We start from the raw sequence: 16,290 nt of genomic DNA on the forward strand, positions 1-16,290 counted from the left end.
TTATGTGACTTATGGGTGCTAATTTCCCGTCCCAAAAATCATTTTTCTGGCGACCAGAAGAAGTAGACGTTTCAAGCGATCGTATCGACTACAACAAGCTGCCAGAGCATGAAAAGCATATTTTCATTTCTAATTTGAAATATCAAACTCTGCTTGACTCGATTCAAGGACGCAGCCCAAACGTCGCTTTACTGCCTTTAGTATCACTGCCTGAAGTTGAAACTTGGATTGAAACTTGGTCATTTTCTGAGACGATTCACTCTCGTTCATATACTCATATCATACGCAATATCATCAATGATCCTGCGATTGTATTTGATGACATTGTTGAAAATGAGCATATTTTAAAACGAGCAGAAGATATTTCTCAGTACTACGATGACCTAATTCAGTTAACCAATGACTACCATCGTTACGGTGAAGGTACACATACCGTTAACGGTGAACAAATTACTGTTAAGTTGCACGACCTTAAGAAAAAGCTTTATGTCTGTTTGATGTCAGTAAATGCTCTAGAAGCCATTCGATTTTATGTAAGTTTTGCCTGCTCTTTTGCTTTTGCTGAGCGTGAGCTGATGGAAGGTAACGCGAAAATCATCAAGCTCATTGCACGTGATGAAGCCCTCCATCTGACAGGCACACAACATATGATCAACCTCTTACGTAACGGTCAGGATGATTTTTCATTCATGCAGATTGCAGAAGAGTGTAAACAAGAATGTTTCGACTTATTTAAAGCCGCAGCTGAGCAAGAAAAAGAGTGGGCAGAGTATCTGTTTAAAGATGGTTCTATGATTGGTCTTAACAAAGACATTCTTTGCCAATACGTTGAGTACATTACCAACATCCGTATGCAAGCCGTTGGGCTCGATGCAGCATACCCAGAGGCAACGTCTAACCCAATTCCTTGGATCAACGCTTGGCTATCATCAGATAATGTTCAAGTGGCACCACAAGAAGCTGAAATATCATCTTATCTTGTGGGTCAGATAGATAGTGATGTTCAGGCAGACGACTTTAAGGACTTTGAGCTCTAATGCCCAATATAAAAATCAACGGTACTACCTCTATTCAGTCCAATCCTTCTAACACCATTCTTGAGACAATGGAAAATGCTGGAATAGTACCTGAATACAACTGCCGAGATGGTCACTGCGGTGCGTGCCGCTGTAAACTAGCCAAAGGTGAGGTTGAGTACGTTGGTTTTGCAATGGCCTACACTGAAACTAATGAGATTTTGCCTTGTATCTGCAAAGCAAAATCCGACATAGAAATTGAAAGTGTCAGTTACACCATTAAAGATAAAAGTGCATAATTATGTAAAAAGATAACCCAGCTTAACGAGCTGGGTTTTTTATACATGCAGCTTAAACGCGAACTTTAATGCGAGCTAAAAATTCATCAGCAGTCTGTGTGGACACTGCTTTGCTGGCTATTTCTCTCCCACCATCATCAAATAGAGACAAACGGTAGCCTAATGAATTCTCTTGATTTTCTTCTTCTGGCACACTGAGCCAAATAGAACTAACATCCTGACCAAACTCACTAAGTGATTCTCCTAGCACAACTTTTTGGTCTGCAACTTGATACCACACTACAATTCTCGAATGCTGGCACATGCGAACCTCCCTAGGTAAAACCTCCGATGAACTTTCATTTTAAGCGCAATTAGAACAAATGCACGTTCCAATTGTGGTATGCTTCAGCCATCTATTTAAAATCATAACTTTAAGCTTTAGATGATTTTCTTCTAAAAAACATTCATCAAAGCATGCCTGAAATAAGAAACATATTCATTCACTTAATGATACGTGTCTAACTTCAAGCTTTGACAACATCATCATCAAACTATCCAAATATGACTCAACATTTTAATTACTGACATACTCTCTAGGAACATAAATTTCTTTAGCGCGAGTAAGGGAACTGTAGTGAGGAAACATGCCTTTACTCAAGAAGTAACGCCGCAGCATATCTGCAGCCACAGTAGTAATGACAGCAACTCTATCATCACGAGTTAGTGAGCGATTGAAGCTTAATGTCTGCCCCCATTCACCTTCAGAAGTAGCAATAGCGACCGAAAATGTTTGATCTTTGATCTTTCCAGTTGCTAGTGCGATATCAGTGAGACACTTTTCTCTGGTGGCTCCAGCAAGGGCGAGTATGGCAGCTAAAGCATCGTTGCTACTGTCTCCAACATCCATTCTTTCTCCCAAAACCCATCCGTGTTCGCAGTAATGTGCCGTTTGATCATTGGAGTTTAACCACCTAATAAGTTGACCATACGTTGACTGTTCTGCTGTAGAAATTGACTTACCTTTTTCTGTAATAAGATGAGCGACACAGTCTTCTAATGGTTCGTCAACACTGACGACATTCGCTTCAATCAAATCATGAATAATTTTCAGAAGCTTTACTCTATTGTCGGTATCATCTTTTGGTCCGAACAACTTCACTTCTATATAGGGTAAATAGGAGCGATAGCCTAGTGTATATCCATCTGGTAACTCGACCTTATCCATAAGGTCAGAGAGGTATGATTCTGATAGGCCAAAGGTATATAACTTACTGCAATCAAAACCAATCACGTTACCATGACGCTCGTTCAACTTGGGTAGAATGACTGATTCAACCATTAAATAAAACTCACTGGGTACGCCTGGTGTAAAATAGAAGTCACAATCATTAAAAGTAAGTGAAAAGCCACATGCTGTGCCAATCGGGTTATCCAGAATAACTGCCCCTCGGGGTAGCATGGCTTGTTTGCGGTTACTTTCTGGCATGTCCATACCGCGAGCTGCAAAGTGTTTTTCTAATTTATCCATCCATTGTGAATAAAGTTCTAACTCACTGCCAGAAGCCTGAGCTGCTGCTTCAGCGCTGACATCGTCTGTTGTCGGTCCTAGCCCCCCGTTTACTACCACTACATCGTAGTTAAAACTCAACATCATTAGCTCTTCAACTAACGCTGATTTGCTGTCTCCGACAGTAGAGCGTTTAGACAAAGAAAAACCACGTTGGAAAAATTTTTCAGACAACCAAGCGGCGTTTGTATCGACAATATCCCCATGAAGCACTTCTTCACCAGTGCTTAACATCGCTATTTTCAACATATTCACTTTCCTTTTAGGAAGTTCTTAATAACCATGATAACTCTTCCGCTTTAAGATAGAAGCTAGTCAGAGAAGTATGAATATCGAACTGATAAGCATCTTAGCTCATTTATGAAGAGTATAATAACGGACCTCCTTCATAGTTTGAGCGCAGCTAAGAGTATTAGTTTCTTAATTAGCACAAGTTGCGGTTTTCATTCTAGTTACTTTGGTGGATAATCGTGAACTAGGGACAGTTCAAGCACAAGATTATGGAGTTTATCCGTGTACAAAAAATACATCACGACTTTGATGTTGTCGTTTTCTGCCTACACAAACGCCAACATCTATGAAACTCCTAAGCACATTGAGTTCTCATATACAGTAGAAGACAGTCAAAGCTACCACCTTTTCGATACCCCATATTCATACAAATCACAAAGTACATACAATTTAGGTCTAACCGAAAGTGAGTTAAAACTTGAAGAGCCCGAGTTACCAAAATACCTCACAGTACAAAGCGAAAAAGATTGGGATTATCTTAAGGGACAAACATACACTATTTTGGGTCTCAGTGTTGCGACAGTAGGACTAATGACTTTACTCCCTGAGTCTATCACCAAATGGGACGAAGAAGACCGAGATTTAAGCGGCCTTGGTTCAAAATGGAAAGACAATGTTACTTCAGGCCCAGTTTGGGACAGAGACGACCACTTTCTTAACTATGTTATGCATCCATACTTCGGTGGTGTCTATTATACTGCTGCTCGTCATGCTGGCTTTAATGAATTCGAATCTTTCTTATACTCTGCTACCTTATCGACTTTTTTCTGGGAGTATGGCGTAGAAGCATTTGCAGAAGTACCATCTTGGCAAGACCTATTCATTACTCCATTCTTTGGTGCTGTTGTTGGTGAAATGATGTTTGAGGCAGAACAGGATATCGTCGCTAATGGCGGCGAAGTATGGGGTTCTGAAACCATGGGTAGTGTCAGCTTGTTCTTTCTCAATCCAGTTGGTCATATCCATGGCTGGGTCAGCAATGCATGGGGTGGCTCAGCCGAGTTCCAATTCAGCACCAAACCGTGGTTTGGTAATCAAGATGCCGCCAAGTTTGCCTTAGATTCAGGCGCTAGTTACGACGATGTGTTTTATGGTGTAGAAATGAAAATTACTTTCTAAAAATAATCTATGGTTGCAAGCCTAGTTATTGTTATAACAGGCTTGCAACGCCACTTTTATTCGTCTTTACTACCGGGGCCTTCTATCCTAGGTGACCAATCTTCCAACAGTCGATCATTCATTCTTCGCATAACTAACGTTTTCCATGATTCTACCAAAGGCAACTGGGCTAATCTTTGTAACTCTGTAATATCGAGACAACCCTCAAAAATTGGGCTCATAATCCTAGCAAGTGACCACTCTGGATAAGGTCTATCGCACAAGATGATGTCATCATCTTGCCCAATATTTCCCTCTTGAATAACTCTGAAATACCAACCTGTTCGTAATGAGTTTTGCAGCCGTTTTGCCATATCCTTCTGATCAAAGCGCACATTCAATTTCCAACAAGGCATCCGACCTTGAGAAACCTCTAAAAGCGTTGATCCTATACGTATTTTATCGCCTATACAGATATCCTTTTCCGTGACACCACTAGAGCTTATGTTTTCACCAAACGCTCCGATATGATGAAAAATATCCCGATCGCCAAGTTCTTTCACCCACTTGCTATAGTGCTCAGTGGGGTATATGTGGAGAGCCTTTTCTACTCCACCGTGGAAACGTGGGTCTCCTTGCTCATCGCCAACAAGACCTAGGAAAGAGACGGACTGACGCCCTTCGACAACTTTCTTATCAATCGCACTTCTGGCTCCATGAGCAAACACTTCTGCTTTGCCTACAAGGACAGAGTTTACTTTGCCTAATTCTTGCATATTTACCTCAATAGAATCCGTTTAGTTTCAGCTATGTGGAACTGATTTATAAACAGGTAATGCAGCAAGTAGCTCCACACTGTCTCCAGCACTCTTAAGATAGCGAATTTCGTGATCTGAATAGAAGATTTTAAGCTTATAACCTTCTTGTGAAGGAAACTTCAATCGCAGTAGTTCTAAATGTCTTTCTCTTTTATCTTTATCTATATGTTCAACGTTCACGTTAAAAAGCAGCTTCTCTTGCTGGTATATATCTACTCGATATCTCATATCAATGACAATCCTTCTGCAAATATTTCTGCACTAAGCCATCAAGAAAAGAGTGAAGTAGATGATTCATCCGCGAGGTTTGCATATCTAAAATCTCATCTTCAGATTGAATAAACTTGTGCTCACTTCCAAGCTCAAGTTGCTCGGCACTATTTTCTATCAAAGCCGGAAGTTCAAGGGAGGTGAATTCAAGGTGACACTGGAAACCATAAACCAATTCAGCATAACGAACTATCTGCCGAGGACAGCCTTGACTATATGCAAGTATCTCTGCATCTTGAGTTAAACCTGGCATATCACTATGCCAATGCCCGACCAATTCCTCTCCCTCAAACATACAGAGTAGAGGGTCATTCAATCCATGGGGTAAGAGTGTAATAGGAAAAGCGCCAATTTCAGGTTCCGGACTTTTTGTATATCCGGCACCTAAAGCTTCTCCAATAAGTTGAGCACCTAAACAGACGCCCACAACCGCTTTGTTGTTCGATATTGCTTCGCTAATAAGATTTTTCTCTTTATTGGCATCAAAATGAGGACTTTCCTTTTGAGATGTCGAAGGGCTTTGAGGACCGCCCAAAACAATCAAAACATCGAAGTCTTGAGTATTTCTAGGCAGGATGTCACCTAAATAAAGGCGTGTATAACTGGCTTTAAACCCGTTGTTAAATACCCAAGATTCGAAATAACCTGGCCCCTCAAATGACTCATGGATAACAAAGTGAATATGCATAGTCTCTCCTGTGATAGTTAATGATACTATGCTAACCTCGGCCATTGATGTCGAGATAGAGATAATAAGACACCTTACAATGCCAAGCCGCCAAGATAAAAAACAGGAACATCAACTATCAGCGAATGAGATTATCGCTACTCAACCAGACTCACCAGTTTTGGTGAGAACGATAGAAATGGCTAAAGGCTATGTAGACGAAATGCATAGCCACAATTGGCATCAAATCATTTTCCCCATAAAAGGGCTATTGCAGACACAGTCAGGCAACTATCAGTATCTTCTTCCCCATACTTCAGCCTTGTTCGTGCCCGCAACTTTAAATCATGAGTCCATCGCATTGTCTAACACCACTTTCATTGGCATCTATATTAATCCCGACTTAAGTCGAGTTCATACTAACAAGTTGCGAACGCTCTACCTAACGCCATTTCTCAAACAACTACTTCAAGAAATTCGTAGAACGCACTCATATAAACACTCAGAGGATAAGATGATCCGCCTACTCGACGTACTACATGATCAAATATATGCAGATGAAGTGGTGACGTTTCAGCTCCTTTTACCTCAGGATCGACGGCTAAGGTTTATCTTTAATCAACTATCAGAAAGGCCTGATTTAGACTGGTCCCTAAAAACTTGGGGAGAGAGGGTTGGCGCTTCAGACAGGACATTATCACGACTGTTTTTTAAAGAATTTAATACTTCTTTCCCACGCTGGCGCCAACATTTAAGACTTATTTATTCTTTGCCTTTATTAGACCAAGGATTCCCTATCCAAGTTATTGCTGACAAAGTGGGATATAAGAATGATTCCTCCTATATTAAGGCATTCAAATCCTATTTTGACCTTACCCCACAGCAATTTAGACTCAATGAAAACCAACAATATTATGAGCTCTATAATGAATAGACTTTTTATTTCATAAATGCAGCGCCAGACTTACTGTCAAACAGAGGAGATTAGCTGTCACTGCCAAACTCGTTGACAATAAAGTCACACATACGCGACGCAAGGATTTGGTGGACTTCTTGGCTAGGGTGAACCTGATCGTGAAATATGTGCTTATGTGCGGGATCAAACGGCTGGCTCCATCCTCCAAATCCAAAGTAGCGCCGTAAATCAACATAACCTGCTTGCTCTTCGGTCACTGTGTCGTACCCCACTTTATTTGCCGCTACCACAAGTTTGCTTAACTCCCCACCAAAATCGAAAAACTTTATTGCTACTCCCTTATCTCTATATTTTTCATTCATCTCCTTTAGTAAGTCTTGCATTGTGGCATTATGCTCATGAGATATTTTGGCCATCTTCTGTTGGTAATCTTGGCCTTTTCTCTGAGCTAAAGCTGTTGTTGACAGGTCGGGAACACCAGTAACTAGAATATGCTTCACTCCTTTTGACTCCACCAACTTGGTTATTTGATTTCGGTAGCAGTTCATCACCTTTTTAATGTCTCGTTTGGAAAAAGTCATATAGTCATTGGCACTTAATGCAAGTACCACCATATCACCTGGCTTAAATCCTTCCTTTTTATCATGCTTTCGAATTTGTCTGCTCATGTGAGATATGAGAATAAATGTAGGGTCTAACTTCGAATAACGTGCTGTGACAGCCCCGCCCTCTGCATAATTGAATAATTTGAAATTATCACGCGCATCTTTATCTTTGATGTGCTTTTTCAAGTATGCATCTGAGGATATAAAGTCTGGCCAAACAAACCCGTTTGTAAAACGCCCTTCATGGTACTGCCTAGAAGACAGCATAAGCCCTAATGTCTTTGATTTCATACGTCCATGTGAATCCGATAGGCTATCACCAATAACCACCAAGCGCTTGATACCATCTAATGATTTACTTTCAGAGTGCTTTTTAAGCGCTGCCGTTTCTTGATGATCACGTATTGTAAGTCCATAGACTCGGCTCTTGGAGTCTGAAGCATCGGATGAAGTAATGTTCAATCGTTCTGGTTGTATCGGTTTATGCTGAGCCTCAGACAAAGTCTCAAACTTAAAAGGCGGTAAAGAAGCAGAGCGGCTTTTACCGTACTCAGATGGTTGAGATACAGAAACAACCTCAAGCTTTCTCTCAGCTAAATCCCTATTATAGACTGGTGAAATAAACACCCGACCTAACGCTGACACTTTCACATCATAACCCTCAATTGGAATTAAACGATAAATTCACATTGCCAATTTAAATGCGAATATCACCAGAAAAGTTATGAAAATTGTTGCCTAAATTAGCTCTATCATTTGTTGGTCGAATTACTGTGATATTGAGCATCTCAGGACGGCATTTTTGTCAAATGAAACAAATTCGGCTTCAAATATTGACCGAAATCAACCTCCACTTTCTAGGGACTTCTACAATCAAACTAGATATGCGAGATAGATTTTGCTCAGGTGGTCATATGAATCGTATTTTTATCGTCAGTTTTGCAGGAAATGCAACACCAAAAACAATTAAGCAACTTGCCAGTATTACCCATGAACATGGCGGCAAATGGCTTGTCAGTAAGGTGAACTTTTTGGAAGAGCAAGTTGCAGGTGTTATTAAAGTTGAGATCCCTCAAGAAAATGAAGACTTAGTTAAAGAAGCTTTTTGTAATCGAGACGATCTTCTTGTTAAGTTTAGTAAAGCACAAAGCCATATTCAGAATGTAGAAAGCATCTATAAACTTAGATTAGATTCGGCAGACCGAGCAGGTATCGTCAACGAAATAAGCCATGCACTCGATAAACAAGATATCTATATATTAGATATGGATTGCCAGCGTGTTTTTATTGCTGGCGGAGGCGGTGTGAGCTCAAGCCTATTCACAGCCACTATGACTGTTAGACTCCCTGACGATGTGATCATTGATGATGTAGTCAAAGACTTGGAGACTCTCAGCATCGGTATTCGTGTGATTGTTGAATCCTAGTAAATGGGTAGCTTGCAGCTACCCAGCCGCGACTATACAGATCTATTTAACACTCCACTGTGAGAGGGAGCGCTTAAAGTCTAAATAGTTAAATTCATTAAGTTTCTGAATTTCACCGTTTGAACGTTCACAATACACAGACGGCATACGCAGACCATTAAACCAGTTAAGCTTCACCATAGTGTAACCAGCACTATCCAAAATATGCAGTCGCTGCCCAATTTCAAGCGGCTGCTCAAAACTTGTCACACAGAACTGATCGCCAGCTAAACATGAACATGATCCAATAACATATTCATAGTCACCCTGTTTTGATGCTTCACGAATTGATGCAGGCTCATTGTATATCAGGGTATCTAGCCGATGAGCTTCTGTCGCGGAGTCAACAATGGCAGTTGTCATACCATTCTCAACGATATCAACCACAGTCACAGCCAATTCAGTCGTGTTAGTGATAATCGCTTCACCTGGTTCTAAGTAAACCTGTACACCATGCTTAAGCGCAAATGCTTTGAGTGCTAGGCCCAACTTCTCAATATCATAACCTGGCCAAGTGAAAAACACGCCTCCACCCAAGCTGACCCAAGAAAGCTTATCGAGATATTGACCAAATTGTTCTGAAACTGAATCTAGCAAACGAATAAACGCATCCACATCCTTATTTTCACAATTCATGTGAAACATAACACCATCAATACTTTCAAATACTGCTGGGTCTATATGATCGAACTGTACACCCAAACGAGAAAACTGTCTTGCTGGGTTGGCTAAGTCTTGCCCTGCATAGCTAACACCGGGATTAAGCCTAAGACCGATCGATGCCTTGTTCTCGACAATATGACGATAAGCGGACAGCTGACTGTGTGAATTGAAAATTAATTTATCACAAATATCAGCTACTTCACGAACATCCTCCTCGCTATATCCCACACTGTAAGCATGAGTTTCTCCGCCAAACGTCTCATATCCTAGCTTGACTTCATACGGCCCCGAGCTAGTAGTACCATCTAAATAAGGTTTAATGATGTTAAAAACACCCCAAGTTGAGAAGCACTTAAGAGCCAATACCAATTTTGCACCTGATATCTCTTTTAGTTTCTTAGCCTGCTCTAAATTCTCAATCAATTTTGCTTCATTGATCATAAAATAGGGTGTTTTTAATTCATTTTTTTGCATTTCTAAATACCGTAAAATCGAATAAAGCCGATAACTAAGTACCGGCTTTGGGGTAAATAAATTGGAGGCTTGGAATTATTTCAAAATCTGAATATCTGGCTGTCCAACTACTAATTCCTGAACATGCCAATCAAGGCCAATCTCAGGCATAGTTTCCAAAAATGGATCTGGGTCGAGTTGCTCCATATTGAACACGCCCTTATCTGCCCATTTACCGCTGAAAAACTGCAATGCTGCTGTAATGGCTGGTACACCAGTCGTGTATGAGATAGCCTGATGTTCGACATCTTCATACGCCACTTGATGGTCAGCATTGTTATAAATAAACACACTACGCTCTTTGCCGTCTTTCTTGCCTTGAACCCAAGTTCCGATACAAGTTTTACCTACATATCCGGGGGCAAGAGAAGTCGGATCAGGAAGTAACGCCTTTAAAACATGAAGGGGTTGAACCGTAGTACCATCATGCAGCGTCAAAGGATCCGGGCTTAATAAGCCTATATCTCGCATACAGTTGAAGTAGTTGAGGTATTTATCACCAAAACCCATCCAAAACTCTATTCGTTTTGCCGGAATAAACTCTTGCATCGATCTGACTTCATCATGAGCCATAGAATAGACTTTGTGTTTACCCACTAATGGAAAATCAAACTCTAGCATTCTCGAGTGACAAGGTACTTGCTTCCACTGCTCATTTTCCCAGTAAAAAGAGTCGCCTTGAATTTCAAGCATGTTCGTTTCTGGATCAAAGTTAGTAGCGAATTTCTTACCGTGATCACCTGCGTTCACATCCATAACGTCAATTGTATCGATCTCATCGAACAAATGTTTCACTGCATAGGCTGCAAATACAGAAACAACACCCGGGTCAAAACCAGCACCCAGAATCCCAGTAATGCCAGCTTCTGCAAACTTCTCGCGATAGCCCCATTGCCAGTCATAGGCTTGTGGTACTTGCTGTCCTTCAGAGCAGAGATCGACGGCAACCGACGTATCTAAATAAGATACTTTAGCTTGATAGCACGCTTCCATGATCGTCATGTTAACCCATGGAGGACCAGCATTAATGACTAGGTCAGGTTTGACTTCATTAATTAGAGTAACGAGAGCATCCACGTCATCCGCATTAACAGCCCTTGCCTCTAGTTTTTTGTCGGATCTTGTAGGTTGTTTTTCTTATCAATTGAAGCGATGATTTTTTCACATTTGCTCACTGTTCTCGAAGCAATAGTAATATCACCCAAGATCTTATTATTTTGTGCTGCTTTGTGTGCCACTACCCAGCCAACACCACCTGCGCCAATCTGAAGAATTGCCATAGTTTTATTACCTAAGTTACGCTAACTCAATTGCTAGCTTGTTAATTTTTGAGATTAATGATTCAAAGTCAGACATTGCCAAACATGGATTTAGAATCGTAAATTTAAGTGCCGTTTTATCATCAACAATGGTTTCACCTAATACAGCAATACCGCGCGTTAAGGCTTCCAGTCGAACCTTTTTATTTAATTCATTTAGGTCTACCGAATGTTTACTTGTGACTCTAAATAAAACAGTCGACAGTAATGGGGGTGATAAAAGCTCGAAGTCTTTTTCTTGGTTGATTAACTCGGCGACCTTCTGGGTTTGTTCTAACAGATGATCATACATGGCCCCTAATGTTTTAGGTCCTACGTTTTGCATCGTCATAAACACCTTTAAGGCATCAAACCGTTTAGTGGTTGCGATAGACTTATCGACAAGATTAGGTAACTCGTCGTGCTCTCTATTAAGATAATCTGCGTGATGAAGCAAATACTTAAAGTGAGATTTATCTTTAACCAGTAAAGAACCACAGCTTATGGTTTGATAAAATAACTTATGAAAATCAACACTTATAGAATGAGCACGTTCTATCCCTGCCAAGCGGTCTTTGTGGCTACTGAATACCAGCGCTCCACCGTATGCTCCATCGACATGCATCCACATTTGGTGGGCATCTGCTATATCAGCAAGCGTATTCAAATCATCAATTGCACCATGATCTGTCGTACCAGCGGTACCTACAAGAGCAAATGGAATAAGACCATTAGATTTAGCGTCTGCAACCACTCTTTCCAGTTGCACTGTGTCCATAGTGCCATCAGCCTTGGTTGCAACAGTCAAAACAGATTGCTTACCAAGCCCCATCCAAGATGCAGCCTTGTGAATGGTGAAATGTGATTTGTCTGAACAAATAATCCTTAGTTTATCTGCATAATCTGGCAGTCCATGTTGACGAACTGAATGACCAGATAACCTATCAGCCACCCAATCTCGCGCCAACATCAATCCCATTTGGTTACTCTGGGTTCCACCGCTAGTAAAAATACCATCAGACATTTTGCCTAGTTCATATTTTTCACACAGCCAACTCACTACTTTTTGTTCAACATAGGTTGCAGATGAAGCTTGATCCCAAGAATCCATAGACTGATTCAAAGACGCAATGATTGTCTCAGCCACTACCGAAGATAGCAGCGGAGGAGTATGTAAATGTGCGATACAATCTGGATGCTGTGTGAAGATCGCGTTTTTGCCGACAAGGTCTGCGGTATGATCGATAACATCGAACAAATTTGATTGTTGATTGCTAAGGTCAACTGCATTGATTAACTCTTCATGCTTTTTAGGCTCGACACCTGAATAGGGACCACTGACTTGCTCAAACACTTTTTCCATTGCTGCAGTCGCATGGTTCATGGCTTTGCTAAAATCAGCCCTCTCCGATTCACCTGCCTGAATGAAGTATTTTTTCCATGCTTGATTTGATTCCTGTTGAACCTTATAAGCACCGCCAGAAACCAAAATAGCTTCTTCGAGAACACGAAGAGCAAAATCGATCTGTTCAAAGGAAATAATAAGCGGGGGTAGGAATCGGATGACCGAGCCGTCGCGTCCGCCTTTTTCAACCATCAAACCTCTCTCAAGTGCTGCGCGTTGAATGGATAAGGTTAACTCTCCATCTGACTCAGGTTCACCAAACTTGTTTCGCTCTTGATTTGGCTGACAAATTTCCACACCCAACATCAATCCTTTACCACGTACATCAGCAATACAGTTGACACGTTTTTGAATGCCTTCTAGTCCCAAACGTAAATACTGACCAGCAACATTGGTGTGCTCAACAAGATTATCTCGTTCAATGATCTCTAACGCCTTAGCACCAGATACCATCGCAAGTTGGTTGCCACGAAATGTACCAGTATGCTCTCCAGGTAACCAAGTATCATGCTCTTTATTGATCACCAGCAGAGACATTGGCAAACCTCCACCAATTGCTTTGGATAAACATAATATGTCAGGAACGATACCAGCTTCCTCGAACGCAAAATGGTATCCAGATTTACCAACACCACATTGGATTTCGTCAAAAATCAGTAGTATTTCATGTTCATCACAAATACGACGAAGCTCTTGTAGCCAGAATGCTGGTGCAGGTATGACACCACCCTCTCCTTGGATAGGTTCGACGATAATAGCCGCAGGCTTCATGATTCCTGCCTCGTCATCATTAAGCAAGCGCTCAATGTAACGGATACCAGCACGTGCTCCCTCTTCTCCGCCCAAACCAAAAGGACAGCGTAAATCGTACGGGAATGGCATAAAATGCACGTCCGACATCAAGCCAGTGCGGCGAGCTTTGGTACCTAAGTTACCCATCATGCCCATAGTGCCATTAGTCATCCCATGGTAAGCACCTCGGAAAGCAAACATGCTATTTCTACCAGTGGTTTGTTTAGCAAGTTTAATCGCAGCCTCTACAGCATCCGCTCCTGAAGGTCCACAGAACTGAATAACGCAATTTTCTCCAAGCTCTTGCGGAAGAAAATTTTTCACAGACTGAATAAAGTCAGTTTTGGCTTTCGTTGCAATATCAAGCGTTTGGTATGGCAGGCCAGAATCAAGCTGATTTTTGAGTGCTTGATTGATTTCCGGATGGTTATAACCAAGAGCAAGCGTACCAGCACCCGCTAAACAATCTAGGAAAATTTGACCTCGTGTATCTTCAACCAGTACTCCATAAGCTTGTTTAATAGCAATCGGGATCCGGCGAGGATAAGAACGGACCTCTGATTCATGCTCGGATTGCTCTTGTAAGACAGAATCAGGGGTAAGGTCGTAAATTCCATCTACAATGGGAATTTGCGACGAAAATGGACTTGCGATATTGTTTTCATTCAACGAATTATCGACTTCAAAGGCAGTACTCATGACTAGCTCCTTCGATATTCTGTGTAACTTCTTTGACTATTATATTGGATAGCAGGTATAGCTACCCTTCGTATCAAGCTAGCGAAACAGCAGCTATACGAGTGCGCTCCATCGAGTAGATGGATTGAAATTTATCGCGGGTTAATCAAGGTTCAGTAATGCAACTGTTTTGTAATACAGGGCATTGAGGTAGAACAAAGCTGATCAGTGTGTGTTTTTTATGTGAGTTCAATGTTGGGTTTCCCATCAACATGCCGCATTGGCGACATTAGTATCCCATCTATCGACAAAAGAACTTATCGATACCTACCCTACGCAATAAATACTCAGCCTGAATGTTTATCGCGCGTATCCCCCAGAATATCAATATTAAGACAAACCCGAGATTGCGCGCGACACTACAGTAAAAAAAAATAATTAACAAGGACTTTACGCGATTAACGAATGTTTATGTGATTTAACCTAAAGAGCATATAACTTAGTACGAGTAACTAACTGTCCACTTTCAAAATTTGAGTCAGGGTATTGAGCTCACTGACAATCACATCATTGACGATTAATCCAGCGTTTTCAAATGAGGTCGTAGTGCCCTCCAAAATGATAGTTTGATCCGAACCTTCATCACTAACCGTTAAAATAACATTATCATTATCTACAGACAGTGCTATTTTACTAATCAGGTCGGCGACTTCGACGTCGTTATCATCCAAAATGTCTCTAAAATCGAGCAAGTCATTCCCTAAATCAAAATTCTTAACTACATCTGTGCCACTATCCAGAGTATTATCGAGCCATTTAAATACATTATCACTACTATCACCGAGTAAAATTTGATTCCCAAGTAGCGCAGTCACCTCATTGGCGGCAGAGAGCACTTCATATTGAGGAGAATCACTTACATCAAGAGTAACAGTAGCTTCATTACTAACAGCCGAGTCAGAGTCTACAGCTACATAATTGAAAGTTACATCTTCAGTCACCTGCTGATTACCGGAAAGATAACGTAGTTCCCAACTCCCGCCTGTAGATGTCAACTCCATTGAGACTATTGGGTTATTGGGTGATGAATAAGTAAAATCATACAAAATTTGACTGTTACCTGTGTGTCCAGGATCTTTTTGGTATTGTTCTACGTGGGTTGTGTTGTCGGCGAATGTATAAGTCACTTCAACGTAGACACTACTACCCGCATTAAATGCTCCTCCCATACCATCAAGCCCAAACGTAACCACATCAAGAGGATTGTCCGACAAGTCTATAATGAGGGTTTCCTGTTTGTTCATTCCAGAGCCATCGAGATCACCTATCCCCCACCCAACATGTCCGCTATTCCCCGTGTATTGCTTCAAAGCCTTACCATTATTACCAGTTACCCTAATGCCAATAGTATTACCGTTATCGAGAGTTACCTGCCTTTCTGTAGCACTAACGAAATCACCCCAACGATAAAAACCATTATCGAGGACTATATTGGAAGGGTCGCCACTGTACCCAATTTCAAATGAAGGTCCGGCCGCTGGTACAAAGGAAATATTATCAGGGTTTAGTAATTTGGCGTTGTCTACTGCTTGGCCTATTGTGTGAAGATCAGAAGCTGTTAGAGCCCTTGTTTGACCTGATGTATCCGTGTAAAGCAAAGTACCATTTGTCGGTAAAGAAGTGAGCATGACGTTCAGCTTTACGTTATTAAAGTCGTCATCTTCATCAGAAATACGGTCTAGACTAGAATCTGTAGAATCAAAAACAATCGGTACAGAAATTAAGTCTCCAGCATCAACGCTGAAGCTTTGGGCAACAGGCAACTCATTCACATTTAGTTCGGACAGCGCCACGTTGATGTTTGTAGATTGCTGTATACCCAACCCACTAACTTCGGTCGCGGTCACCACCAAGTTGTGCACGTTGGGGTTGAGCTCAAAGTCGTT

At 41.3% G+C, this 16,290-nt stretch carries 12 protein-coding genes and 3 pseudogenes; 5 read left to right on the forward strand and 10 right to left on the reverse strand.

The features are described from left to right. Nucleotides 1–32 precede the first annotated feature (32 nt). Nucleotides 33–1,037, forward strand: a pseudogene (gene nrdB, locus AAFM34_RS12135) (class Ia ribonucleoside-diphosphate reductase subunit beta); the annotation flags it as partial. Then, nucleotides 1,037–1,315 carry a class I ribonucleotide reductase maintenance protein YfaE gene (yfaE, locus tag AAFM34_RS12140; protein ID WP_341663162.1) on the forward strand — a complete coding sequence of 93 codons (279 nt, stop codon included), beginning with the start codon at nt 1,037–1,039 and terminating at the stop codon, nt 1,313–1,315. The pseudogene nrdB and the gene yfaE, both read left to right, overlap by 1 nt. A gap of 52 nt (nt 1,316–1,367) precedes the next feature. Here the strand turns inward: yfaE and AAFM34_RS12145 are convergent, their stop codons facing one another. Together AAFM34_RS12145 and AAFM34_RS12150 are read right to left on the reverse strand one after the other, a co-directional pair. Next, nucleotides 1,368–1,619, reverse strand: a complete 252-nt coding sequence (locus AAFM34_RS12145) for a hypothetical protein (protein ID WP_341663163.1) — start codon at nt 1,617–1,619, stop codon at nt 1,368–1,370. A gap of 252 nt (nt 1,620–1,871) precedes the next feature. Beyond that, nucleotides 1,872–3,113 carry a CinA family nicotinamide mononucleotide deamidase-related protein gene (locus AAFM34_RS12150; protein WP_341663164.1) on the reverse strand — a complete coding sequence of 414 codons (1,242 nt, stop codon included), beginning with the start codon at nt 3,111–3,113 and terminating at the stop codon, nt 1,872–1,874. 264 nt (nt 3,114–3,377) lie between these two features. Here AAFM34_RS12150 and AAFM34_RS12155 point away from each other — a divergent pair, with 264 nt between their 5' ends. Next, entirely contained in the window at nt 3,378–4,274 is an 897-nt protein-coding gene (locus AAFM34_RS12155) for a DUF3943 domain-containing protein (protein ID WP_341663165.1), read from the forward strand. A gap of 56 nt (nt 4,275–4,330) precedes the next feature. On the opposite strand, the gene AAFM34_RS12160 is transcribed toward AAFM34_RS12155, so the two are convergent. The 3 genes from AAFM34_RS12160 to AAFM34_RS12170 are packed head-to-tail and all read right to left on the reverse strand — an operon-like array spanning nt 4,331 to nt 6,029. Continuing rightward, a complete protein-coding gene (locus tag AAFM34_RS12160; protein WP_341663166.1) occupies nt 4,331–5,029 on the reverse strand; it encodes an MOSC domain-containing protein in 699 nt (232 codons plus the stop codon). 27 nt (nt 5,030–5,056) lie between these two features. Then, a complete protein-coding gene (locus tag AAFM34_RS12165; RefSeq protein ID WP_341663167.1) occupies nt 5,057–5,299 on the reverse strand; it encodes a hypothetical protein in 243 nt (80 codons plus the stop codon). Nucleotide 5,300: 1 nt separating this feature from the next. Beyond that, nucleotides 5,301–6,029: a glutamine amidotransferase gene (locus AAFM34_RS12170; RefSeq protein ID WP_341663169.1), complete on the reverse strand. Its 729-nt coding sequence runs from the start codon at nt 6,027–6,029 to the stop codon at nt 5,301–5,303. Nucleotides 6,030–6,108: 79 nt separating this feature from the next. Here AAFM34_RS12170 and AAFM34_RS12175 point away from each other — a divergent pair, with 79 nt between their 5' ends. Beyond that, complete coding sequence (locus AAFM34_RS12175) at nt 6,109–6,942, forward strand: helix-turn-helix transcriptional regulator (protein WP_341663171.1); 834 nt, start codon at nt 6,109–6,111, stop codon at nt 6,940–6,942. A 50-nt stretch (nt 6,943–6,992) separates the two neighbouring features. Here AAFM34_RS12175 and AAFM34_RS12180 read toward each other — a convergent pair whose 3' ends face one another. Continuing rightward, nucleotides 6,993–8,180 (reverse strand): SGNH/GDSL hydrolase family protein, encoded by a 1,188-nt coding sequence (locus tag AAFM34_RS12180; RefSeq protein ID WP_341663174.1) that lies wholly within the window; start codon nt 8,178–8,180, stop codon nt 6,993–6,995. Between the two features lie 263 nt (nt 8,181–8,443). Here AAFM34_RS12180 and AAFM34_RS12185 point away from each other — a divergent pair, with 263 nt between their 5' ends. Next, nucleotides 8,444–8,956, forward strand: a complete 513-nt coding sequence (locus AAFM34_RS12185; RefSeq protein WP_341663176.1) for an ACT domain-containing protein — start codon at nt 8,444–8,446, stop codon at nt 8,954–8,956. A gap of 42 nt (nt 8,957–8,998) precedes the next feature. Here the strand turns inward: AAFM34_RS12185 and nspC are convergent, their stop codons facing one another. The 4 genes and pseudogenes from nspC to AAFM34_RS12205 form a co-directional block, all read right to left on the reverse strand. Then, nucleotides 8,999–10,132 carry a carboxynorspermidine decarboxylase gene (gene nspC, locus AAFM34_RS12190; protein WP_341663178.1) on the reverse strand — a complete coding sequence of 378 codons (1,134 nt, stop codon included), beginning with the start codon at nt 10,130–10,132 and terminating at the stop codon, nt 8,999–9,001. A gap of 75 nt (nt 10,133–10,207) precedes the next feature. Continuing rightward, nucleotides 10,208–11,451 (reverse strand): annotated as a pseudogene (locus AAFM34_RS12195) (carboxynorspermidine synthase). A 16-nt stretch (nt 11,452–11,467) separates the two neighbouring features. Further along, nucleotides 11,468–14,365 carry a pyridoxal phosphate-dependent class III aminotransferase gene (locus AAFM34_RS12200; protein WP_341663180.1) on the reverse strand — a complete coding sequence of 966 codons (2,898 nt, stop codon included), beginning with the start codon at nt 14,363–14,365 and terminating at the stop codon, nt 11,468–11,470. A 491-nt stretch (nt 14,366–14,856) separates the two neighbouring features. Next, nucleotides 14,857–16,290, reverse strand: a pseudogene (locus tag AAFM34_RS12205) (hypothetical protein); the annotation flags it as partial.

It is taken from the genome of Vibrio sp. (assembly GCF_038138445.1).
Lineage (GTDB): Bacteria > Pseudomonadota > Gammaproteobacteria > Enterobacterales > Vibrionaceae > Vibrio.